The organism is Brumimicrobium glaciale, assembly GCF_004152935.1.
In the GTDB taxonomy this organism is placed as follows: Bacteria; Bacteroidota; Bacteroidia; order Flavobacteriales_D; family Crocinitomicaceae; genus Brumimicrobium; species Brumimicrobium glaciale.
The window spans coordinates 372,850-394,738 of record NZ_SETE01000006.1 but is presented as its reverse complement, the minus strand read 5'-3'; the positions used below and the strand labels follow the sequence as shown (position 1 = coordinate 394,738).

Annotated in this window: 23 protein-coding genes; 11 read left to right on the top strand and 12 right to left on the bottom strand. The window is 33.3% G+C overall.

Annotation, left to right across the window (positions count from 1 at the left end; genetic code table 11):
• The first annotated feature begins 604 nt into the window (after nucleotides 1-604).
• A complete protein-coding gene (locus tag ERX46_RS15170) occupies nucleotides 605-898 on the top strand; it encodes a type II toxin-antitoxin system HigB family toxin (RefSeq protein WP_130094703.1) in 294 nt (97 codons plus the stop codon).
• 5 nt (nucleotides 899-903) lie between these two features.
• Nucleotides 904-1,260, top strand: a complete 357-nt coding sequence (locus ERX46_RS15165; RefSeq protein WP_130094702.1) for a helix-turn-helix domain-containing protein — start codon at nucleotides 904-906, stop codon at nucleotides 1,258-1,260.
• Between the two features lie 538 nt (nucleotides 1,261-1,798).
• Here the strand turns inward: ERX46_RS15165 and ERX46_RS15160 are convergent.
• The 3 genes from ERX46_RS15160 to ERX46_RS15150 form a co-directional block, all read right to left on the bottom strand.
• The gene (locus tag ERX46_RS15160) at nucleotides 1,799-2,038 is read right to left on the bottom strand and encodes a hypothetical protein (protein WP_130094701.1); all 240 of its coding nucleotides are present in this window, start codon (nucleotides 2,036-2,038) and stop codon (nucleotides 1,799-1,801) included.
• A 370-nt stretch (nucleotides 2,039-2,408) separates the two neighbouring features.
• Nucleotides 2,409-2,648, bottom strand: coding sequence for a hypothetical protein (locus ERX46_RS15155; RefSeq protein WP_130094700.1), 240 nt, complete (start codon nucleotides 2,646-2,648; stop codon nucleotides 2,409-2,411).
• A gap of 266 nt (nucleotides 2,649-2,914) precedes the next feature.
• A complete protein-coding gene (locus ERX46_RS15150; protein ID WP_130094699.1) occupies nucleotides 2,915-3,223 on the bottom strand; it encodes a hypothetical protein in 309 nt (102 codons plus the stop codon).
• Nucleotides 3,224-3,957: 734 nt separating this feature from the next.
• On the opposite strand from ERX46_RS15150, the gene ERX46_RS15145 reads away from it, so the two are divergent.
• On the top strand, nucleotides 3,958-4,707 hold the full coding sequence (locus tag ERX46_RS15145) for a thioredoxin family protein (RefSeq protein WP_130094698.1): 750 nt from the start codon (nucleotides 3,958-3,960) through the stop codon (nucleotides 4,705-4,707).
• Between the two features lie 233 nt (nucleotides 4,708-4,940).
• Here ERX46_RS15145 and ERX46_RS15140 read toward each other — a convergent pair whose 3' ends face one another.
• Entirely contained in the window at nucleotides 4,941-5,516 is a 576-nt protein-coding gene (locus ERX46_RS15140; protein WP_130094697.1) for an REP-associated tyrosine transposase, read from the bottom strand.
• Between the two features lie 388 nt (nucleotides 5,517-5,904).
• On the opposite strand from ERX46_RS15140, the gene htpG reads away from it, so the two are divergent.
• The 6 genes from htpG (at nucleotide 5,905) to ERX46_RS15110 (ending at nucleotide 10,991) form a co-directional block, all read left to right on the top strand.
• Complete coding sequence (gene htpG, locus ERX46_RS15135) at nucleotides 5,905-7,791, top strand: molecular chaperone HtpG (RefSeq protein WP_130094696.1); 1,887 nt, start codon at nucleotides 5,905-5,907, stop codon at nucleotides 7,789-7,791.
• 46 nt (nucleotides 7,792-7,837) lie between these two features.
• A complete protein-coding gene (locus ERX46_RS15130; RefSeq protein WP_130094695.1) occupies nucleotides 7,838-8,641 on the top strand; it encodes a TerB family tellurite resistance protein in 804 nt (267 codons plus the stop codon).
• Nucleotides 8,642-8,843: 202 nt separating this feature from the next.
• Nucleotides 8,844-9,452, top strand: coding sequence for a hypothetical protein (locus ERX46_RS15125; protein ID WP_130094694.1), 609 nt, complete (start codon nucleotides 8,844-8,846; stop codon nucleotides 9,450-9,452).
• Entirely contained in the window at nucleotides 9,449-9,874 is a 426-nt protein-coding gene (locus ERX46_RS15120) for a hypothetical protein (RefSeq protein WP_130094693.1), read from the top strand. Before ERX46_RS15125 ends, ERX46_RS15120 begins: the two co-directional genes overlap by 4 nt.
• 96 nt (nucleotides 9,875-9,970) lie before the next feature.
• Complete coding sequence (locus ERX46_RS15115) at nucleotides 9,971-10,429, top strand: tetratricopeptide repeat protein (protein ID WP_130094692.1); 459 nt, start codon at nucleotides 9,971-9,973, stop codon at nucleotides 10,427-10,429.
• 130 nt (nucleotides 10,430-10,559) lie between these two features.
• On the top strand, nucleotides 10,560-10,991 hold the full coding sequence (locus ERX46_RS15110) for a tetratricopeptide repeat protein (protein ID WP_130094716.1): 432 nt from the start codon (nucleotides 10,560-10,562) through the stop codon (nucleotides 10,989-10,991).
• Nucleotides 10,992-12,863: 1,872 nt separating this feature from the next.
• Here ERX46_RS15110 and bshC read toward each other — a convergent pair.
• On the bottom strand, nucleotides 12,864-14,450 hold the full coding sequence (bshC, locus tag ERX46_RS15105) for a bacillithiol biosynthesis cysteine-adding enzyme BshC (RefSeq protein ID WP_165366249.1): 1,587 nt from the start codon (nucleotides 14,448-14,450) through the stop codon (nucleotides 12,864-12,866).
• 585 nt (nucleotides 14,451-15,035) lie between these two features.
• Between bshC and ERX46_RS15100 the strand changes: the two genes are divergently transcribed.
• Together ERX46_RS15100 and ERX46_RS15095 are read left to right on the top strand one after the other, a co-directional pair.
• Nucleotides 15,036-15,470 (top strand): peptidylprolyl isomerase, encoded by a 435-nt coding sequence (locus ERX46_RS15100; RefSeq protein WP_130094690.1) that lies wholly within the window; start codon nucleotides 15,036-15,038, stop codon nucleotides 15,468-15,470.
• Nucleotides 15,471-15,653: 183 nt separating this feature from the next.
• Nucleotides 15,654-16,067, top strand: coding sequence for a hypothetical protein (locus tag ERX46_RS15095; RefSeq protein WP_130094689.1), 414 nt, complete (start codon nucleotides 15,654-15,656; stop codon nucleotides 16,065-16,067).
• A 601-nt stretch (nucleotides 16,068-16,668) separates the two neighbouring features.
• On the opposite strand, the gene ERX46_RS15090 is transcribed toward ERX46_RS15095, so the two are convergent.
• The 7 genes from ERX46_RS15090 to ERX46_RS15060 form a co-directional block, all read right to left on the bottom strand.
• Nucleotides 16,669-17,604, bottom strand: coding sequence for a 1-aminocyclopropane-1-carboxylate deaminase/D-cysteine desulfhydrase (locus tag ERX46_RS15090; RefSeq protein WP_130094688.1), 936 nt, complete (start codon nucleotides 17,602-17,604; stop codon nucleotides 16,669-16,671).
• 21 nt (nucleotides 17,605-17,625) lie between these two features.
• On the bottom strand, nucleotides 17,626-19,056 hold the full coding sequence (locus ERX46_RS15085; protein ID WP_130094687.1) for an FKBP-type peptidyl-prolyl cis-trans isomerase: 1,431 nt from the start codon (nucleotides 19,054-19,056) through the stop codon (nucleotides 17,626-17,628).
• A gap of 81 nt (nucleotides 19,057-19,137) precedes the next feature.
• The gene (ftsY, locus tag ERX46_RS15080; RefSeq protein ID WP_130094686.1) at nucleotides 19,138-20,094 is read right to left on the bottom strand and encodes a signal recognition particle-docking protein FtsY; all 957 of its coding nucleotides are present in this window, start codon (nucleotides 20,092-20,094) and stop codon (nucleotides 19,138-19,140) included.
• Nucleotides 20,095-20,173: 79 nt separating this feature from the next.
• On the bottom strand, nucleotides 20,174-20,329 hold the full coding sequence (locus ERX46_RS15075; protein WP_130094685.1) for a DUF4295 domain-containing protein: 156 nt from the start codon (nucleotides 20,327-20,329) through the stop codon (nucleotides 20,174-20,176).
• A 7-nt stretch (nucleotides 20,330-20,336) separates the two neighbouring features.
• The gene (rpmG, locus tag ERX46_RS15070; RefSeq protein WP_130094684.1) at nucleotides 20,337-20,519 is read right to left on the bottom strand and encodes a 50S ribosomal protein L33; all 183 of its coding nucleotides are present in this window, start codon (nucleotides 20,517-20,519) and stop codon (nucleotides 20,337-20,339) included.
• A gap of 40 nt (nucleotides 20,520-20,559) precedes the next feature.
• Nucleotides 20,560-20,796 carry a 50S ribosomal protein L28 gene (rpmB, locus tag ERX46_RS15065; RefSeq protein WP_130094683.1) on the bottom strand — a complete coding sequence of 79 codons (237 nt, stop codon included), beginning with the start codon at nucleotides 20,794-20,796 and terminating at the stop codon, nucleotides 20,560-20,562.
• Nucleotides 20,797-21,188: 392 nt separating this feature from the next.
• The gene (locus ERX46_RS15060; RefSeq protein WP_130094682.1) at nucleotides 21,189-21,860 is read right to left on the bottom strand and encodes a hypothetical protein; all 672 of its coding nucleotides are present in this window, start codon (nucleotides 21,858-21,860) and stop codon (nucleotides 21,189-21,191) included.
• Nucleotides 21,861-21,889: the final 29 nt, after the last annotated feature.

Here is a 21,889-nt window from a genome sequence, read left to right as displayed (position 1 = left end):
CCAAACCAGCTTGCGACTTACTAATGTTTCCAGGCGTTACCCCAGCACATGAGAGACTTACACTCTCTGGACTTTCTCTCAACAAGTTGTGAGAATTTCTTTATATTTACCATTCAAGGCACACACACAGCCTTTGACGGTCAGCCTGTAAAAACCTTCGATTTTTACATTCATGTAAATCTAAAAGTTTGTATCTTCGATAAAACATTTAGCAAACAGGCCCCCGCAAAGGCTCAAACGTTATGGCATTAAATAGAAAAACCAATAAACCACACCAATCATTTCTAGCCTTGTAATAATAACACTCCTTATCTCCTTCACCTTTATACCAATTTTCGGAAGAGAAGGGCGATTAATTCAGGGAACTCTTTATATTTAATTAAGAGATATTACATGTGTTTAGCTTTAATATATAATAAAAAAACAAAAGTCTTTAGACTAAAAAATTCTGACTTTATTCATTCCAGCCATTACCCTAATAAATGTTGAGTTAATAGTACACAAAAAGAGGGTTCTATTAGAGAATATCCTACATAAAAGACTATATAATTAATTTTACCATATTGGTAACTTTTCGGTATATTTGTTGTAAATTTGATAATTAATGAGAGTTTTTGCAAAAAAGATATTACGCGAGTTTTGGGAAAAACACAATGATGCTGAACAACAACTTAAAACTTGGTACAAGGAAGCTTCTAAAGCAAATTGGAAAAACCCAGCGGATATTAAATCCGAATATGCAAAAGCAAGTATTTTAAAAAGCGGTAGAGTTGTATTTGACATTTGTGGCAACAATTACAGACTTGTTGTTGAAATCAACTACGAAAGACAATGGGCTTTTATCAGATTTATTGGAACACATAATCAATATGATAACATTGACGCAGAAAAAATTTAGAAACTATGAAAGTAAAAATTATTAAAACAGAAGAAGATTACAATCAAGCTTTAAATAGATTTGAAAAAATTTTTCACGCTCCTGCTAATACAAAAGACGGAGACGAAGCAGAGCTGTTGTCCTTATTGATAGAGAAATATGAGGAAGAACTTTATCCAATCGAAGCCCCTGATCCAATTGAAGCAATCAAGTTCAGAATGGAACAAATGCAAATGTCAAATAAAGAATTAGCTGAAATCATAGGCTACAAAAGCCGTGTGTCTGAAATTTTAAGTAAAAAAAGAAAACTTTCTCTAAATATGATAAGAAACCTACATGAAAAGTTGAATATTCCATATGAATCTCTAATTGGAAATTATTAAAATATATAATAACATATCTTAAACCTCCTAACGTGCGGGTCTCGCATACTTCAACCCACTAATCAACTCCACAACAACCCTTTAAACCAACCGCAACTATTTCTTACTTTAGAAATGAGCTAAGCAAAAACTTTCTCATTCTAATTTCAAAAAAAACTAACGTTCAGTCCTTCCTTTAGTTGTGAGACCTCTGCTTCATTCATCGGCTCGTATCTCCAAAGTACTATGACTTCTACTGACTTCTAGGCGCGTAGAAGCCTAATTATATCCAAGACCTTCCTCGGCGTTACAAATACATCACGAAAGAAAAACTTTAGACTTCGCAAAATTAAGCGCAGCAGTGCAACTGCAGCGCTGCTCAGCGAAAGAAATTATACTTCGAAAATAAAAACTGCTACTACACGAGGAAAATCAAACTTCGAGAATATATTTAGGATTAAAAAAGATGAAATTGAGATTTTGTTAAGCTCAAAAAGAATCGAAATGCCGTAAGATAAATGTCGCGCTGCTCCCAAAGCTTTTGGGAGCAGCGCTATATTTATCTCACACTCCTCAAAGGCGGAACTAAACAATGAACTTCTTTCAGAATCCCATTTCCATTCAAGTAATTAGAAGCTGATGAGTGAATCCAATCTTCTGGATTTCTTACAAGCATAGCTTCAACAGGATTATTGTGAATATAATTGATTTTTTGCCATACGAAATCCTCACTAAAAAGCTCAATTGCATGACTTCCTACTTTCCAAAATTTGTAATCTTCATTTCGTCCGCTTTTCATTCCTTCATTTCTAAAATTTTCGAGTAACCAATTGAGACCTCTGCTTCATTCATCGGCTCGTATCTCCAAAGTACTATGACTTCTAGGCGCGTAGAAGCCTAATTATATCCAAGACCTTCCTCGGCCTTACAAATACATCACGAAAGAAAAACTTTAGGCTTCGCAAAATTAAGCGCAGCAGTGCAACTGCAGCGCTGCTCAGCGAAAGAAATTATACTTCGAAAATAAAAACTGCTACTACACGAGGAAAATCAAGCTTCGAGACTATATTTAGGATTAAAAAAGATAAAATTGAGATTTTGTATATCTTACGAAGAATCAAAATGCCGTAAGATAAATGTCGCGCTGCAGTTGCACTGCTGCGCTATATTTATCTTGCACTCCTCAAGGGCGGAACCAAACAATGTACTTCTTTCAAAATCCCATTTCCATTCAAGTAATTCGAGGCTGATGAGTGAATCCAATCTTTTGGATTCCTTACAAGCATTGCCGTAACTGGATTATTGTGAATATAATTGATTTTCTGCCAAACAAAATCTTCACTAAAAAGCTCTATTGCGTGACTTCCAACTTTCCAAAATTTGTAATCTTCGTTTCGTGTAGTTTTCATTGCTTCATTTGAAATTTTCGAGTAACCAATTGAGACCTCCGCTTCATTCATCGGCTCGTATCTCCAAAGTACTATGACTTCTACTGAATTCTAGGCGCGTAGAAGCCTAATTATATCCAAAACCTTCCTCGGCGTTACAAATACATCACGAAAGAAAAACTTTAGGCTTCGCAAAATTAAGCGCAGCAGTGCAACTGCAGCGCTGCTCAGCGAAAGAAATTATACTTCGAAAATAAAAACCAAAGCTTTTGGGAGCTGCGCTACATTTATCTTACAGTCCTTAAAGGCGGAACTAAACGATGAATCTCTTTCAAAATCCCTTCTCCATTCCTATAATTCGAGGCTGATGAATGAATCCAATCTGATGGATTTCTTACAAGCATAGCTTCAACAGGATTATTGTGAATATAATTGATTTTTTGCCAAACAAGATCTTCACTAAAAAGCTCTATTGCGTGACTTCCAACTTTCCAAAATTTGTAATCTTCGTTTCGTGAAGTTTTCCTTGCTTCACTTCTGAAATTTTCAAGTATCCAATCCCTCTTACTTTCAGGTTTGTATCTTCGATAAAACATTTAGCAAACAGGCCGCCTCAAAGCCTCATCCATTAAATATCACTGGTAAACCTCACGATTTACTTAAATATTTTGTGGTTAGTTTAGTTTGCGCATTTGGACGTTCATTTCCGCTTTTTTTCAGTTGTTTAACGGGTTTTGTTTAAAACAACTCTTAACGTGCGTGCACTATCGTTTTAACCAAAGAATCGGACGTTTTTGTGCTAAGAATATTAGCCCAACGTGCGCGCAAAACGGTTTAACTTGATATTTAACCTTGAACGAAAAAATTGCTTAACGGAAAAAGACGAAAAATTCAGAATGAATTTGGCTTTCATTTTCGGAATTCGGAACAAAATAGGAACAGCGAAGCTAATCCTCCAAAAAAAACTACCCTACCAGCCAAGTCCTTTAAAAACTATTTAACAACTTATTTAATTCAACCACATTCAAGTCATAGATAAAATACGAGAACTGGTAGATTGAAAATACCCTAACATCTATTTTAATTTATTTCTTGGTGGATCGCATGTATCTTTGTTTTTCTAATTAGAAAAAAATGAAAGTATCACCTTGTTTGTTCAACATAATGTTTGTGAAAAATCTTCGCACACGCGAGAATTCCATGGAACTTTTCTGGCGCACTACTCTATTGTTTAATTTTTTATGACGAAAGCAAGGGTCTTCATGAAAGGCTTTCTGTTGACTTTGAATATTTGAGAAAATGAAATCATTACCTTTTAAAATCAATTAATATGACAAGACAAAATGTATTTATAACGGCAATTATTCTGACAAGCTGCTTATTTACAAGCGTAACAGCTAACGCCCAAGGACGAGGCGGCGGTGGCGGAAGAGGTGGCGGAGAAAGAGGTGGCGGAGAAAGAAGTGAACGACCACAAAAAGAAAAAGTCAACTCAATTCAAAATGATGACCTTGGCTTTGTTCAAACAAAAACACTTGAAGAAATTGGTGGATATAAGATTGGAGATGCTGCTCGCGATTTTGAACTGAAAAATGTGGATGGGGAGCTATTTTCTATGTCCGATATTGAAGGAGCAAAAGGATATGTCGTGGTATTTACGTGTAACGAATGTCAATATGCAAAAATCTATGAAGATCGGCTCATTACCCTTCACCAGAAATACGCCTCAAAAGGTTATTCCGTTATAGCCATCAATCCCAATTTTAGTGAGTCGAATGAAAAAGAAAACCTGGCAGCCATGCAAAAAAGAGCCGAAGATAAAGCGTTTCCTTTTGTGTATTTGGCTGATGAAGACCAAAAAATATCTCCTGAATTTGGCGCAGTTAGAACACCGCATGTATTTTTGTTGGATAGCGAAATGAAAGTGCAATACATTGGGACATTAGACGATAATGCGAAGTCACCCAACGCTGTAAAAGTTAGCTACATTGAAGAGGCTATTGTAGCTTTAGAAAAAGGAAAAACACCCTTTATTGACGTCACAAGGGCCGTTGGTTGTCCTGTAACAGTCAAGGAATAATCAATCGGATATTCGATGTTAAAAAACAGCGCTGCCAAGCGGAGAGAATTAGGCTTCGCTATATCAGGCGCTGCAGTGCAACTGCAGCGCTGCTCAGCGAAATAAATCAAACTTCGAGAATATATTTAGGATTAAAAAAGATGAAATTGAAATTTTGTTAAGCTCAAAAAGAATCAAAATGCCGTAAGATAAATGTAGCGCTGCTCCCAAAGCTTTTGGGAGCAGCGCTATATTTATCTCACACTCCTCAAAGGCGGAACTAAACAATGAACTTCTTTCAGAATCCCATTTCCATTCAAGTAATTAGAAGCTGATGAGTGAATCCAATCTTCTGGATTTCTTACAAGCATAGCTTCAACAGGATTATTGTGAATATAATTGATTTTTTGCCAAACAAAATCTTCACTAAAAAGCTCTATTGCGTGACTTCCAACTTTCCAAAATTTGTAATCTTCGTTTCGTGTAGTTTTCATTGCTTCATTTCTGAAATTTTCGAGCATCCAATCCCTCCTACTTTCAGGTTCGTTCATTATTTGAAATAGAACTTGTTTTACGATATGTCTTTTCAAATCTCTAATTACGTCACTAAGCTGAAACGGTTCATCACAATTAACGACCATGTGTAAATGATTTGACATTAAACACCAAGAATAAACATTGAGTCCTTTATTTTTGATACAATATCGCAAAGAGTCTACGACAACTTTCTTGTGATTCTTTCGTGTAAAAACATCTACCCAATTAACAACGGTAAGTGTTAGGTAATAGTAAACATTCTTTTTAATTGTGTGTTTGAAACCTTGTTTCATTTGATTTGATTTGATTTAAGATGGTTATATGAAGATAAGTAAAAGTTTGAATAATCTAAGACATAAAAACAAAAAGTTTAGGCTTCGTAAGATAAGGCGCAGCAGTGCAACTGCAGCGCGGCCAAGCGAAGAGAATTAAACTCCGAAAACAAACTGCAAGGTGGCCAAAGCGCAGCCGTGCGAAAAAAATTGGGCTTCGAGATATTAGCTACAAAAATACAACTGAAGCGCTGCCATGCGAAAGCAATAATGCTTAGAAAATAAAAACTATAGCGCTCCCGAGTCAGGATGTTGCGCTGCAGTTGCACAGCTACGCGACATTTTGACAGACCAAACCACATGGCACAAAGATTGACCTATCACAATCGTCAACAAAAAATAAAATAGAATGAAAAAAGGTCATATTAATGTAGAGACGGAAAATATATTCCCGATCATAAAAAAGTTTTTGTATTCAGATCACGAAATATTCTTGCGTGAATTGGTATCGAATGCTGTAGATGCATCTCAGAAACTAAAAGTTTTATCCAAGAATGGAGAATATGATAAAGAAGTTGGTGAATTAAAAGTTGAAGTTATTTTAGATAAAGCAGCAAAGACATTAACTATTAGAGATAATGGTATTGGAATGACTGCTGACGAAATTGATAAATACATCAACCAAATCGCATTCTCTGGAGCGGAAGAATTCGTTCAGAAATATAAAGATTCAGACAGTAAAGAATCAATTATTGGTCACTTTGGATTAGGATTTTATTCTGCATTCATGGTAGCTGAAAAGGTTGAGATCATTACTTTAGGTCGTTACGATGATGCTACTCCAGTGAAATGGGAAAGTACGGGAACGACTGAATATACAATTCAAGATACTGAAAAAGCAACGCGCGGTACTGATATCATTTTACATATCAACGAAGAGTCTGCAGAATTTCTAGAAGAATCTAGAGTTCGTGGAATTTTGGATAAATACTGTAAATTCTTGCCTGTTCCTGTGATTTTCGGAACATATTCAGAAAAAATCGATGACCCAAAAGGAGAAAAAGATGAGGAAGGAAATGTAAAGAAAGTTTCAATTGACGTTCCTAATCAAATCAACAATCCAACTCCAGCATGGACGAAAATGCCAGCTGAGTTATCAAAAGAAGATTACACTAAATTTTACAGAGAGTTATATCCTACAACGGTTGATGATCCTTTGTTCCACATTCACTTGAACGTAGATTATCCATTTAACCTTACAGGAATTTTATATTTCCCTAAGATTAAGGAAAATGTAGAAGTTCAGAAGAATAAAATTCAATTGTACTCGAACCAAGTATTCATTACGGATAGTGTTGAGGAAATTGTACCAGAATTTTTAACGCTTTTACATGGTGTTATTGATTCTCCAGATATTCCATTAAACGTTTCTCGTTCTTACTTGCAAAGTGATAGCAATGTTAAGAAAATCAGTGCTCACATTTCTAAAAAAGTTTCTGACAAATTGAAAGAAATGTTCAACAAAGACCGCAAGGACTTTGAAGAGAAATGGGGCGATTTACGTATCTTCTCTGAGTATGGAATGTTGTCTGATGACAAATTTGCTGATAGAGCAAAGGCTTTCCACTTGATGGAATGTACAGATGGTAAATTCTACACACCAGAAGAATTTAAAGAAGCAGTAAAAGCTACACAAACGGATAAAGACGGAAAAACAGTTTTCCTTTATACAAATAGCAAAGATGAGCAATACAGTTTTGTGAAATCTGCAAATGACAGAGGTTACAAAGTAATTGAATTGCAAGGACCACTTGTTTCTCACTGGATTCAAAAAATGGAATCTTCTCTAGATAATGTAAGTTTTGCTAGAGTTGATGCTGATACTTTGGATAAATTAATTCAGAAAGAGGAGAATATCCCTTCTAAATTAAGTGAAGATGAGCAAAAAGAATTACAACCAATTTTTGAAGGAACTGTAAACAAAGACAAGTATAAAGTTCAGTTTGAAAGCATGTCAGAAACTGATGCTCCAATCATGGTGACTCAACCTGAGTTCATTAGAAGAATGAAGGAACAACAAGCAATGGGCGGTGCAGGATTCTTCGGAGCATTTCCTGAAACTTATAATATGATTGTGAATAGCAACCATCCAAAAATTTCAAGTATTTTAGCGGCCAAAGGTGAAGAACGTTCACAAAAGGCGAAGCAATTAACCGATTTAGCAATGCTTTCACAAGGCATGTTAAAAGGTGAAGCGCTGACAAACTTCGTAAATAGAAGTATAGAATTAGTATAAATTTCAGAGGAGCAGGACATTAATTCCTGCTCCTTTTTTTAGTGTTATGACAGGATATTTTAAGTGGATTGGAGCAGGATTAGGGTTTTACCTAACAGGATTTAGACTTTACGGTGCTTTTTTTGGGTTCCTAATTGGAACGTTTATCGATAATTTTTCTCGCGCGGCTAGTTTTTTAAATGAAAACCAAAAAGGAGGACAAGGAAGACAACAAAGCTTTCGTTCGTCTCAGGATATTTTTGATTTTTATCAACGTCAAACACAACGTTACGACTTCCCAACCATGTTATTGGCACTTTCTGCTGCCGTAATGAAAGCAGATGATAGGGTCATGAAATCCGAATTAGAATATGTTAAAGCATTTCTACAACAACAATTTGGAAATCAATTTACTACCTCACATTTACAAACGCTTAAAACATTCTTAGATCAACCCCAAGCGTTACCAATTCAGGACATTTGTAATGATGTTCGCACGAGAACTCAACCAGAAGTACGTGTTCAATTGTTGCATTATTTATTCGGAATAGCAAAAGCAGATGGAACTGTTTCAGCAGCTGAAATGCAAGTTTTACAGCGTATTGCTACAATGATGGGAGTTCCAAATATGGACTTTACCAGCGTTCAGAATATGTTCCAACGAGACACTGAAAGCGATTACAAAGTTTTAGGAACTACAAAGGACGCGGAAGATACGGAAATCAAAAAAGCTTATCGTAAAATGGCTGTTCGTTATCATCCAGATAAAGTTGCTACTATGGGTGAGGAATATCAAAAAGGAGCTAAAGAAAAGTTCCAACGAATTAATGAAGCTTACGAGAATATCAAGAAGGAAAGAGGAATGGTTTAATACCATTTAAATGTACTTTAATTGAGATTTCCAGCAATTTATATCAAATTTAAAAAGTGAAATTTGTAGAATATTCTTAACTAAAAACTCATTATACCTCAAGAAATCAAGCTTTTTCAGAAATGGAATACTCTTTGCTTATGGTGCAATAGAATTCTTTTATCTATTTTTACATTTTGAAACTTTTTATAATACTATTGATATGATTCTCTACAACTCTCGAAAAGCAATTTTGAGTATTTTTATTTTATGCTTTTTATTGATTAATCCATTTAAATCTAATAGTCAACCTATTTTAACAAATCCTTTAGTTGGTAGCTATTTCCAGCCTAGTTTCGGAATTAACATGGGGACATTTTTTAATCATGAAGATTTCCTTTTTGACTTCGGTTTGGGGTTTGAAGAACTAGGTTATGATTACAGTGTTACCTTTAATGGCAGTTTCCGCCCTTATTATAAAAAAGTAATCTTTAAAGAAACTGATAATTTGTATTATCAAGTACAAGAAAAGGTACTTCAGTTTTCCATTGATGCAGAAAAAAGATTTTATTTTATACAATTCATGAATTCAAGTAAGATTGGCCTTTATGCAATGATGAAATTCGGTTATTTCTACGGAACATATAAAGGATTAAAGGAGAATAGAAACAATACTTTTGCACTTACACCAGGAGCAGGATTGTCATGGCAGTTTTCAAAGGTTAGTCGTGTTAATTTAGGATATTTATACTTCAACCAAAACCCTTTTGCTAGTCCACACATGATCAATCTCAAATTAAGCATATTCATTAATAAAGACCAACAACAATGAGAAAGCAACTAAAATATTCGATTCTTGCATTGGGATTCATCGCAATGACCGCTTCTTGTAACAAAAGCAAAGATGACATTTGCGATCCTGATCAAATATGTTACACATCAAAACCTGATGAACTTTACATAAAACTTGAATTATCAACGAATCCTTCCTCAGAACCAATTGAAATTAGTTTGTATGAAGATTACCTAGATGATGGTGAGTTATATGATTCGTTTTTCACCACAGAAAGTACAGTTTATTATTTAGTACCCGTTGGAAAAAGATATACAGCGACAGCAAAATATAAGAAAGATGGAGATAATATTCTTGTATTAGATAGCGATCGTTTAACTTCAATCTCGTATGAAAATTGTGAGGAAACTTGCTATGATTGGGATGAAGAGCTTGTGTTAGATTTGAAATTGGTGGAATAAAATTGGGTTTGAGATTTATGCGGTAGACTTTATGCTAAATAATTTCGTCAAATAGTTTTTATCTTTCTCTCTGTAATAAAATAGCTTTTAGACATTATGTATAAAACCATAAACACACTATTCATCTCCTTATCTTTAACTCTTTCAGCTCAAAAAGAAGTCGATAGCGCCTCTAAAAAATTTGGTATTGTTTGGGAAATAGAATATTTAGATTCTGCAAGTATCGAATTTCAAGAAGCACTTAATGAATCAAATAAAGGAATCAGAGCTTTCCGAGAAAATGATTTTGATGGAGCTTTAGGGCATTTCAATAATGGAATAAACTTGCATGCTGGAATTCCAAAAATATATTCAAATCGTGGAGGGGTATATTTCGAAAAACAAGACTTTTATAATGCATTAATCGATTACACTAAAGCGCTAGAACTTGATTCATTAAATCCTAATTTCCTTTACAACAGAGGTTTAGTTTATAACGCCACACATCAATATTCTTATGCTATAAATGATTTTGAAAAATCAATTACTATTAACCCAAACAATCCTTACACATAGTCTTTGCAAGAAAACTCCAAATACTGCGTTATGCTTGTTTTTAATTGCAGTCATTTATAAAAGATAAACTCCTAACAATTAGAAGCTTCACAAGCCTTGTCTTTGAAGTTTTCTTATCAAAGACTTAAAAATGTCTAGTTTTCTTGCGGACACTACATACAGTTATCTGGGAATTTCTTATGGAAATATAGCAGAATCTAAAAAAGCGTTTAATAAGTCAATCGAAATTAATCCTGAAATAGCTCAATTTTATTATAATCGTTCTGTATTGTATAGCAACATTGGTGAAATAGATAAAATGTTAAAAGATCTTGAACAAGTAATAATCCTTGATCCAACTCATACATCAGCATTAAATAATCTTGGTTTTCATTATTTAAATATTGAAAAAGAGTATGATAAGGCTGTTTATTATCTTACTGAAATTATCAATTTAAAATATGATGCTAATGCCTATTACAATCGTGCAAAAGCTTTTCAGTTTTTAAAAAAATACAGTGAAGCCATTTCAGATATTAACTTGATAATTAAAAATGAAGGAGAAGACAAACAGCTTTTATAAATGAGAGGACATCTCCATTTTATGAATGGCGACATTAAGAGCTTTGATAGAGATATTGAAAAATCAGAAGGTTTATAAGAAAAAAAATGGGTGTTAATCAAAAACTTTTAAAATAAGAACTATTAATCAGAATGTAAAACTTAGTCGTTTTTAACCGTTAGCAGAATTTAAAGAATAACCGTTACAAATATTTAGAGAAATTATCCAAACAATTCCTTCTGCATCTCAATAAAACCAACACTTTAAAGCTAGTCGTTTTTAACCGTTACTAGAATTTAAAGAATAACCGTTACAAACATTTAGAGAAATTATCCAGACAATTCCTTCTGCATCCCAATAAAAACAACACTTTAAAGCTAGCCGTTTTTAACCGTTCGTAGATTTCAAAGAATAACCGTTACAAAGATTTAGCGTGATTTCCCAAACAATTCCTTCTGCATCTCAATAAAACCAACACTTTAACGCTAGTCGTTTTTAACCGTTAGCAGAATTCAAAGAATAACCGTTACAAACATTTAGAGAAATTTTCCAAATAATTCCTTCTGTATTTCAATAAAACCAACACTTTCAAGCTAGTTGTTTTTAACCGTTATTGGATTATAAAGAATAACCTTTACAGAGATTTAGTGTGATTTTCCAAATAATTCCTTCTACAACTCAATAAAACCAACACTTTAAAGCTAGTCGTTTTTAACCGTTAGTAGATTTCAAAGAATAACCGTTACAAATATTTAGCGTGATTTTCCAAACAACTCCTTCTGCATCTCAATAAAACCAACACTTTGAAGCTAGTCGTTTTTAACCGTTAGTAGAATTCAAAGAATAACCGTTACAAAGATTTAGCGTGATTTTCCAAATAATCCCTTCTACAACTCAATAAAACCAACACTATAACGCTAGTCGTTTTTAACCGTTAGTAGATTTCAAAGAATAACCGTTAAAGAGATTTAGAGAAATTTTCCAAATAATTCCTTCTGTATTTCAATAAAACCAACACTTTGAAGCTAGTCGTTTTTAACCGTTAGCAGAATTCAAGAATAACCGTTACAAAGATTTAGCGTGATTTTCCAAACAATTCCTTCTGCATCTCAATAAAATTAACACTTTAAAGCCAGTCGTTTTTAACCGTTACTAGAATTTAAAGAATAACCGTTACAAACATTTAGAGAAATTATCCAGACAATTCTTTCTGCATCCCAATAAAACCAACACTTTAAAGCTAGCCGTTTTTAACCGTTATCAGAATTCAAGAATAACCGTTACAAATATTTAGAGAAATTTTCCAAATAATTCCTTCTACATCTCAATAAAACCAACCTTTTAAAGCTAGTCGTTTTTAACCGTTAGTGGATTTCAAAGAATAACCGTTAGAGAGATTTAGAGTGATTTCTCAAACAATTCCTACTACAACTCAATAAAATCAACCTTTTAAAGCTAGTCGTTTTTAACCGTTAGTAGACTTCAAGGCATAACCCTTACAAAGATTTAGTGTGATTATCCAAAAAATTCCTACTACAACTCAATAAAACCAACCTTTTAACGCTAGTCGTTTTTAACCGTTAGTAGACTTCAAGGCATAACCGTTACAAAGATTTAGTGTGATTATCCAAAAAATTCCTACTACAACTCAATAAAACCAACCTTTTAACGCTAGTCGTTTTTAACCGTTAGTAGACTTCAAGAAATAACCGTTAAAGAGATTTAGAGAAATTATCCAAACAATTCCTACTACAACTCAATAAAATCAACCTTTTAACGCTAGTCGTTTTTAACCGTTAGTAGACCCCAAAGAATAATCGTTAATGATATTTAGATTAAACAATCACTTTTAGATCTCAACACGTTAACCATTGATAATTAACAATTAAAAACCTACTCTTCAATAGCCAATATCAAACCTTCCTCTTCCGGATCAATCAAATCATAAACCATCCCAACAAACTCTTTTGGTCCATATTTCCCCAAAAATGGAATCATGTTGTCATACCTTTCTTGTAATCCGTTATTTGGAAATAATCGACTATAAATCCCATCAATTTGATTCATTGCATCTTCATGCTTTTTCTTTTGGTGACGTATTAACTTTTGCTGAATTCCGTCCAATTGCTTTTGAATTTTTGTAGATTCACTTTTAGCATATCCTTCTAATCCTTTATCTAATACGACAATGGAATTCTCTAATTCCTGAATGAAAGTGTTTGCTTTTTCCTCTAGTTTAGAAAAATCTAATTCTTCTTCTGCGTTATCAATTACAAACTGCTTTTTTACTTCATGGATCGATTCAAAAACATCAGTGTATTTTAGATTCAATTTCTCGATCTTCTTACTTGTTGATTTATCGAACCATTGAACTGAATTACGCACTTTAATTATTGGAAAAGGTACTTCCGTTTGGTCAAACATTCCTTTAAATTGCAACCAATAAGCCATCTCTCCTCCTCCACCTAAATAACAAAGATTTGGTAAAATGAATTCCTGGTACAATGGACGTAAAATGACATTTGGAGAAAAACGTTCTGGATGATTCTCTAAATCTTTTAACAATTCTACTTTCGAGATCGTTTCTTCACCGACTTCAAAATCACCATTTTCTGTTGGAATAATGCGCGCTCTGAATTGATCTTTAATATAGAAAAGATTCACAGGTCTTGCCATTGCCTGTCCGTGAAAACCTTCTTCTTCTAATTGTGCCGTAGTTTTACCAACTTCTATTTCAGAAAAGTGAGATTCTAATTCACGTTTCATGATTGGTGCAAATGAAGATTTTAAAGATCTATCATCTGCATCAAGAATAATAATTCCATAATCTCCAAATAAATTCATCATAAATTCTGTGGTAGCTTCCGAAAGATTATGATTCTTGTAAAACTGATCCAAAAACTCAGAGAATTCAGGGTTATTATCAAACTTACTTTTAATGTCATTTTTAAAACCTTCAATTCCATTCAAAGAAAATCTTCCTACAGGACCTTTTTGCTCTGATTCCCATGAGAAAGTGTCATGAAATAAATGCAAATGATTGATTTCCTCAAAATCATGATCTTCAGTGGCAATCCAAAAAACTGGAACGAAATTTTGTGATGGATATTTTTTTGTCAATTCTTCAGCCAAACGAATAGCATCCATTACTTTATAGATCACATAAAGTGGTCCCCCAAACATATTCAACTGATGTCCGGCTGTAATTGTAAAAGTGTTATCTTCTTTTAATAATTCAACATTGTGATTTACTTTCTCGAAATTAGAATAAGCCGACATTTGTTTTGAAACAACAGTGTACAATAATTCCCGTTGAGCATTAGAAAAACTTTTCTTTTTCAGTTCAATTTGTTGCTCGAAATTAGCTAAACTAAATGGTACTTGAATATATTTCTGTAACGCACTTTGATTGTCATTTATTTGATTCGCTAAATCACTAAAATATGCTGTCTCTCTTCGGTTAAATGTAATTCTTTTCATATTGATTTCTATCGTCTGACTTTGTATAATGACAAAGATATAAGGATAATGTTTCGAAAAGAAGCTTAACATCATAGATTTTAAAAGTGGTTTTGATAAAAATGAAAATACAAGGTAAAACCGAACGAAAGATGACCACCTAGATTGATAATTGTGTGTTGTAATTACAAGCGAATGACACAGATGCTTTCCTTTGCGAAATCTCTGCGAAATCTTCTTCTTTCTTTTTCTATGAAACTCTACTTCGACAAGCTATGCACAAGTGTGAAAACCTCCGTGCATCTCCATGTAAAACCGTCAAATACCCAAGGCGCTCCAAATCTTCCCTCCTTTCTTCTTCTACTTCTTCTACTTTTACTTTTATTCTTCTCTGCGAATCTCCGCTTCTCTGCGTATCTCCGCGTAATTCTTATTCTTTGTTTCTCTTTTTTTCTCTGCTCTGCCAATCCCTGCTCCTCTGCGCATCTCTGCGTAATTCTTATTCTTTCTTATTCTTTCTCTGCGTCTCTCTTACTTAACAAAATTCCTCCCATAAATTAGAATATAGTATTTCATTCCTTATCTTTGCTGAAAAATTTGAAGATTATGAAAGGTATTATAAAAACAAATCGTGGAGAGATGAAAGTTGATTTTTACGATAAAGATGCTCCAAAAACAGTGGAGAACTTCGTGAAATTATCTAAAGACGGATATTATGATGGTTTAACATGGCACCGTGTTCTTCCTGACTTCGTAATTCAAGGAGGATGTCCTAAAGGAACTGGTTCTGGTGGACCTGGATATTCTATCGATTGTGAATTAGATGGTGGTAACCAACACCATGAAAGAGGAGTTTTATCAATGGCTCACGCTGGTAGAAATACTGGTGGATCACAATTTTTCGTTTGTCACAGCAGAAACAATACTGCTCACTTAGATGGAAATCACACTTGTTTCGGTATCGTTACTGAAGGATTAGATGTAATTGACCAAATCAAAGAAGGTGATAAAATTGAAAAAATCACAATTTTAGAAGACTAATTTAGGGTCATTAAAATATTTAAAGACCATTTGTCATTTGATAAATGGTCTTTTTTTTATTTCTACTTTTTTAAACCCTAGCAGTTCAAATAAAATAGCTATTGATTTTGAAATAAAAAGAGATCAACAAATAGTTTAAAATTCGAATAAGAAAAAATTATTATATTACTCAAAAAAAAATATATGGAGAACTTAGATGAATACAACCAAGACAACGAATTAATAAACAATGGAAATCTTTCACCAACTGCAAAAGAAAATCTTCATAATTCTGCCGTTTGGGTAAAAATAATAGCTATTGTTGGAATAGTAGGATCTGGTATCGGTGCTATATTTTCATTAATACTTATATTCACTTCTCCAGCAACAGTAATTTTCAATCTTGCCTTTTATGCGCTATTTATATATGTATCAATGCTTCTTCTAAATGTTTCGAAAAGCATTGAAAGAGGATCTTTAAACATGGATGCTTTCGCCGAAAACTTTTTAAAATACTATAAAATCATAGCAATTATGACAATCGTTGGAATTGTATTGAGCATTTTCGCTGTTATTTTTGCTGCTTCTTTTGCTACAAGTATGATTAATGGCTTCTGAAAACATTAACCTATAAATGAAAAGCTGCTCTTCAAAGGGCAGCTTTTTACATCTAATCAACTTTCAGCAATACAATAGATTACTTTACCGAAAAATTTTAAAACTATTAAAACAATTCCTAGCTGTAAAGAATAAAATGTTTGAATTCTTCAGTTTTCAACTATTAAGCACAAATTTATTAGAATTAGTAACTAATATCTAAAACCAGCTATAAATAGAAACAAATGTTTGACCTTAAATAGTTTAACATCCAAAACACCTATAAATACCCTACAAACACACCTAAAATCGGAGTTTCTTACAAATTACCACTCACCGCTTCAATCAACATGTTTTCATACCTAAATCGACCACTCGATAATTTACCCCCATGAATACTCAAAATTTATAGATAAATAAATTATTATACAGTATATTTGTATTAGACATATGAAACTAATATCAAAAAATAATTATAAGATATACCTTGCCTAAATCAAATTGAGGTGTTTTATAACACATGAGGTACCTGCACCTTTAACTCTAAAAGAGTTTAAAAGTAGGAATTAGTATAGTTTAGCAAGTTAGAGGCTAGTATTGCAATACTGGCCTCTTTTCTTTTCTATAAATTTTGAAGATATGTTATTGATTCCTTCCACGATAGTGCTCCTTGTAGCCCTCCTGTATGAATAAATAGAACTTTATCTTTATGTTGAATCACACCATTTCTATAATCAGATTCCATTTGAAACATTGCTTTCGCTGTATAAATAGGGTCTAACTTTAAATCTGTTGCCTTGAAGAATTCGTTAACATAACTCAAAAGTTCAGTAGGTACTTTTGCATAACCACCAAAATGGGAATCATTGTGAACGACTAATCGATCTAGATAAGTCTCAACAAATTCATGGTCATTCAATACTAAATATAAAAGTTGATTTATTTCTTTTTCCAAAAAACTTCCTTTTAAAGCGGAAACAACGTTTACACGTGTATTTTTAGATGCTCCCAATAACAATCCTGCTCCTGTTGTGCCAGTTCCACCGGCTAAATAGATGTGATCATAATCATTATCAGTTTCTGAAATAATTTCTTGACAACCTATTACACCATAATAATTTCTTCCTCCTTCTGGAATTAAAAAGTAGTTTGGAAAATCGTTATGGAGCTGTTTTAAAAAAATTGGCTCTTCCTTTTCTCTATAACTAGAACGAGATATAAAAACCAATTTCATTCCTAGTGAATGACAAGCTTTTAATGTTTCATTACTTTCTGCATTTAATTCTTCGCCGCGGACTATGCCTATCGATCCCAAATTCGCCTCAGAAGCAGCTTTCGCAGTAGCTATCAAATGATTTGAAAAAGGTCCACCAAATGTTATTACCCCTTCATTTTTTCTATCGGCAGCGTTCAGTAAGTTGTATTTTAATTTTCTCCATTTGTTACCTGAAATAACAGGATCAATCAAATCATCTCGTTTAACGTCAAAAGAAAAAGGTTCGCCCTTTCCAATTGGAAGACGAACCTTTTCTATAATTGATTTTGAAGTATTAATCACTTCAGCATATTTTAATAAATGTTATTGTTGATTTTGCAACTGCTCTTGAAGTTGTCTCATTTGCTCTTCAGAAAACTGAGGTTGCTCCTGTTGTTGACGAGGTTTAACCAAAGTTCCAGCTGCGCCTGACTTAATTACTTCAATTTCGAAAGTTAAAGTTTCGTAAGGCTGAATACTTTGATTTCCTTGTTCACCATAAGCTAAATCATAAGGAAGAACTAATTTGTAACGTCCACCTTCTTTCATTTTAGGAATTCCTAATTGCCATCCTTTAACTACTCCATTAAGAGAGAAAGACGGAGCTGGTTGGTTATTCTGTGAAGACGCCATGTAACTATTTTCAATTACTTCCCCATTTGAATTACTCAAAATGTAGTGTGCTTGCACGTCTGCTCCTTCTTTTACTTGAGGACCTTTTCCTTCTTCAAGTGTTGTCAAGATAAAGCCTGATGGATCAACTATTGTATTTGGACGTTTCTTAGCTTGTTCAATAACTTGTTTTCCTTTTGCTTTAATTTCGCCAAAACGTTCTCCTTGTGAAAGAACTTTTGAGTAAATTGTAACTGCAGCAAATGGTTGAATAACATAGTTTGGCGAATTTGGTGCTTTCAAACCTTCTTCTCCATAAGCCAATTCATTTGAAGTATAAATAGTATATTCTGCTCCAACTTTCATGTGTTTAGCAGCTAATTTCCATGCTTCTGGAAACACTATATCATCTACATTCACAATTTGTGCATTTTCTGCATCAGATAATTTTGGATCTTTCAAAGTAGAAATAATTGTATCTCCTGAAATATTCGTCATTGTATAAACGATATTGTATTCACCTGATAAATCAATTGGAGTTTCACCACCTTCTTCATTTTCGATTAAAATATAACCTTCTTCTTTAACATCATGTTTGTGCTTTTTTGACATTTTTCTCATAAACTCCTCACCTGCAAAATTATTCAGGTCATTATTAAAGTTCATAATCATTTGCTGACGTTCTTCAATTGGAATAAGTGTATCCGTTTTAGTCAAAGAACTAGCAAAACCAATTCTAGCAACATCAGGATTTATTTCACCCATTGCATCTTTAGAAGTCAATGAATTTCTCAACATTTCTCCAAAAATAGATCCGTAACAATGTGAGATCCTTTTCATATCATATTTAGAAGTATCTATTCCTGAAGGACTAGATAATGCTTCTTCCAAAATACCTCTACATTCAATGCTTTTAAGATCCTTTTTAGTTAGGTATTCATAAAATCCATTCTCAAGTTCTTTTTTATTCAACATACTGAAAATTTCTTCAGGAACATTTGTGAAGTTAGTTCCCATATCCGCACCAAGTGCATAAGAAATTCTATGTTTGAAATCTTCTAAATCAATTTCAGAAGCGTCTTTCGGTGAAGACTCACATGCTACGAATAGCGCCATTAACGGGATAAAAAACAATTTTTTCATATATAACTTTCTGTTTTATTTTTAAATTTAATTCTATGCAAAGTAAAAAAGTATATTCGAAATAACCCAAAAATTTATGGACTATTCTCCAAATAAAGAATCAACAAATGCTTTTTTGTTAAATGGTTGCAAATCTGTCATTTGTTCACCAACTCCAATATACTTAACTGGAATCTTCATTTGATCTGAAATACCAATGACAACACCACCTTTTGCTGTTCCATCTAGTTTTGTAATTGCTAAAGCATTAATCTCAGTTGCAAGTGAAAATTGTTTGGCTTGTTCAAAGGCATTTTGACCTGTAGAACCATCTAGAACTAATAAAATCTCGTGCGGTGCTCCTGGAACAACTTTTTCCATTACACGTTTGATTTTTGTCAATTCATTCATCAAGTTTACCTTGTTATGAAGTCTTCCAGCAGTATCAATAATCACAACATCTGCACCTTGTGCTTTTCCAACTTCTAATGTTTCATAAGCTACAGAAGCAGGATCGGCTTGCATTCCTTGTTCAACGATAGGAACTCCGACACGTTCTGCCCAAATAATTAATTGATCAACAGCTGCCGCACGGAAAGTATCCGCTGCTCCAAGAACAACTTTCTTACCCATATCCTTAAACTGATAAGCAAGCTTTCCGATTGTTGTAGTTTTTCCAACACCATTTACACCAACCACCATAATAACATGTGGATTATTGTCTGGATGTTTAGGAATATCGTAATCTATATCACTTGTATTGTTCTCTTCTAAAAGAGCTGCAATTTCGCTACGTAAAATACCCTGAAGTTCAGAAGTATTGACGTATTTTTCTCTTCCTACACGTTCTTCTATACGTTGTATGATTTTAATGGTTGTGTTCACGCCTACATCGGAAGTGATAAGGACTTCTTCAAGTTCGTCTAAAACTTCATCGTCTACCTTAGATTTCCCTACAACAGTTCGCGTGATTTTAGATAAAAAGCTTTCCTTAGTCTTTTCTAGTCCTTCGTCAAGCTTCTTTTTTTTATCTTTTCCAAACAATCCAAATAATGCCATATCATATAAAAAAGAAAAGCTCCCTACCAGAGGCAAGAAGCTAATTATTAGTATTTATTTTAAATTGAGAAAGCTAAAATTATTTGCCTTTTGCGAACCAATCCTTAACTTCTCCATTTAGAACCATTTGCTCATTAAATGAGTAAGATCCTCTTTCGTTTTTCACCATCTTGATCACTTTCGTGTGGGCTTTACCACCTCCAGTTTGAATAGATGCTACTGATTTCTTTGCCATAACTTAACTATTTAATTTCTTTGTGAATTGTCATCTTCTTAAGAATAGGGTTGAATTTCTTCAATTCCAAACGCTCAGGCGTATTTTTTCTATTCTTTGTACTAATATATCTTGAAGTACCAGGTTTTCCTGATTCTTTATGTTCAGTACACTCTAGTATAACTTGAACTCTATTTCCTTTTCTTGCCATCTTATTTAATTTTTCCTAGTAATAACTCTATGGTTATTGACTATTTTAAATATCCTTTCGCTTTTGCTTCTTTAACACACGCAGTAATACCATTTTTATTGATAGTACGCAACGCTGACGTTGAAACTCGAAGGGTTATAAACTCTTTCTCTTCCGGAAGATAAAATCTCTTCTTTACTAAATTAGGGTAAAACTTACGTTTCGTTTTTTGGTTGGAGTGAGAAACATTGTTCCCAACCATTACTCTTTTCCCTGTTAACTGACAAACTCGTGACATATTTTAAAATAGTTTATGCTAATTACAAAAGCGGCTGCAAAGAAATATAATTTTTCTGAATTAGCCAAGGTTTTAAAGATTTTATTTTACATTTCTGCAAAAAACCAATCCCCATTTTTTATGGTCTGCAAATATAAGATATTCCTATAAAATATGCAAGCATTAATCTAAATTACACATGCATTTTATTTTAAAGTTCGCTGTCAGGTATTAAAAACATATTATTTCACATCAAATAATAAACCAATACAAAAGATACTTCATTGAAAACAAAAAGATTAAGACTAATATTCATTTTTACCATTTACCTAAATGAAAGAATTAATAGTTTTAAAAAAAATGAATAAAATATAAAATAAGATGAATTCAGTCTGACCAAAACAATAAATCGCTTACTCTTTGCCGTAATTGATCAATTGATAATGAACTTCTGTTCCTTTTTGTATATCGATGGTATCGAAATTTTGAATTGTGAAATCTTTAAACTTCCTTTCAACTAGTCCAATTCCTTTAGCGTAGACTTCATACTTTTTACGATAATCTACTAATGAGAAAAAATCTTCATAATTTACCTTAGCAGTTTCTTCAAAAGTAAAATTGTTGATTGTCTGACTTTCATTTACGTTGGAATAATAAACTTCCTGTGGTGGCAGCATATTAAATGCATTAACATTCCACTCCTCTTCATTCTTAACGGCAAAAACCATTTTAATGATGCGCTGATTTTCTTCTACAACTTCTCCTCTACTCCCATCTAAAATTAATGTCCAAACACGTTCATCGATTAAATCACCCGTTTGAATGTCGTATTTTAACTGAAAGAACTTGCGAACCGGTCTACCTATATTATCTGGAACCTCCTCGCCTATTTTCGTTTTTAAGATGTAGCGTGTAGTGTCATGCTGTGGATTAATATTAACATCATGAAAAACTTCGAGTACTTCGTATTCAGCAAATATTCCTTCTTCCATCGGGAAATAATCAAAACCAAAGTCAACACCTTCTGATTCCTTGCATCCAAAAAACCCAAAAAACAATACACTTAAGAAAATAGTTTTTTTCATTGATTCCGATTAAATCATTTATCCATTTA

Bases quoted from the DNA above. Each gene is read 5' to 3' on its own strand.
- ftsY (WP_130094686.1), bottom strand. From the start codon at position 20,094: ATGGCATTATTTGGATTGTTTGGAAAAGATAAAAAAAAGAAGCTTGAC.
- ERX46_RS15125 (WP_130094694.1), top strand. From the start codon at position 8,844: ATGATTCTCTACAACTCTCGAAAAGCAATTTTGAGTATTTTTATTTTA.
- ERX46_RS15115 (WP_130094692.1), top strand. From the start codon at position 9,971: ATGTATAAAACCATAAACACACTATTCATCTCCTTATCTTTAACTCTT.
- ERX46_RS15100 (WP_130094690.1), top strand. From the start codon at position 15,036: ATGAAAGGTATTATAAAAACAAATCGTGGAGAGATGAAAGTTGATTTT.
- ERX46_RS15130 (WP_130094695.1), top strand. From the start codon at position 7,838: ATGACAGGATATTTTAAGTGGATTGGAGCAGGATTAGGGTTTTACCTA.
- rpmG (WP_130094684.1), bottom strand. From the start codon at position 20,519: ATGGCAAGAAAAGGAAATAGAGTTCAAGTTATACTAGAGTGTACTGAA.
- ERX46_RS15170 (WP_130094703.1), top strand. From the start codon at position 605: ATGAGAGTTTTTGCAAAAAAGATATTACGCGAGTTTTGGGAAAAACAC.
- ERX46_RS15060 (WP_130094682.1), bottom strand. From the start codon at position 21,860: ATGAAAAAAACTATTTTCTTAAGTGTATTGTTTTTTGGGTTTTTTGGA.
- ERX46_RS15160 (WP_130094701.1), bottom strand. From the start codon at position 2,038: ATGAAAAGCGGACGAAATGAAGATTACAAATTTTGGAAAGTAGGAAGT.
- ERX46_RS15150 (WP_130094699.1), bottom strand. From the start codon at position 3,223: ATGTTTTATCGAAGATACAAACCTGAAAGTAAGAGGGATTGGATACTT.
- ERX46_RS15140 (WP_130094697.1), bottom strand. From the start codon at position 5,516: ATGAAACAAGGTTTCAAACACACAATTAAAAAGAATGTTTACTATTAC.
- ERX46_RS15155 (WP_130094700.1), bottom strand. From the start codon at position 2,648: ATGAAAACTACACGAAACGAAGATTACAAATTTTGGAAAGTTGGAAGT.
- ERX46_RS15165 (WP_130094702.1), top strand. From the start codon at position 904: ATGAAAGTAAAAATTATTAAAACAGAAGAAGATTACAATCAAGCTTTA.
- ERX46_RS15110 (WP_130094716.1), top strand. From the start codon at position 10,560: ATGTCTAGTTTTCTTGCGGACACTACATACAGTTATCTGGGAATTTCT.
- ERX46_RS15145 (WP_130094698.1), top strand. From the start codon at position 3,958: ATGACAAGACAAAATGTATTTATAACGGCAATTATTCTGACAAGCTGC.
- ERX46_RS15120 (WP_130094693.1), top strand. From the start codon at position 9,449: ATGAGAAAGCAACTAAAATATTCGATTCTTGCATTGGGATTCATCGCA.
- ERX46_RS15075 (WP_130094685.1), bottom strand. From the start codon at position 20,329: ATGGCAAAGAAATCAGTAGCATCTATTCAAACTGGAGGTGGTAAAGCC.
- htpG (WP_130094696.1), top strand. From the start codon at position 5,905: ATGAAAAAAGGTCATATTAATGTAGAGACGGAAAATATATTCCCGATC.
- ERX46_RS15085 (WP_130094687.1), bottom strand. From the start codon at position 19,056: ATGAAAAAATTGTTTTTTATCCCGTTAATGGCGCTATTCGTAGCATGT.
- ERX46_RS15095 (WP_130094689.1), top strand. From the start codon at position 15,654: ATGGAGAACTTAGATGAATACAACCAAGACAACGAATTAATAAACAAT.
- rpmB (WP_130094683.1), bottom strand. From the start codon at position 20,796: ATGTCACGAGTTTGTCAGTTAACAGGGAAAAGAGTAATGGTTGGGAAC.
- bshC (WP_165366249.1), bottom strand. From the start codon at position 14,450: ATGAAAAGAATTACATTTAACCGAAGAGAGACAGCATATTTTAGTGAT.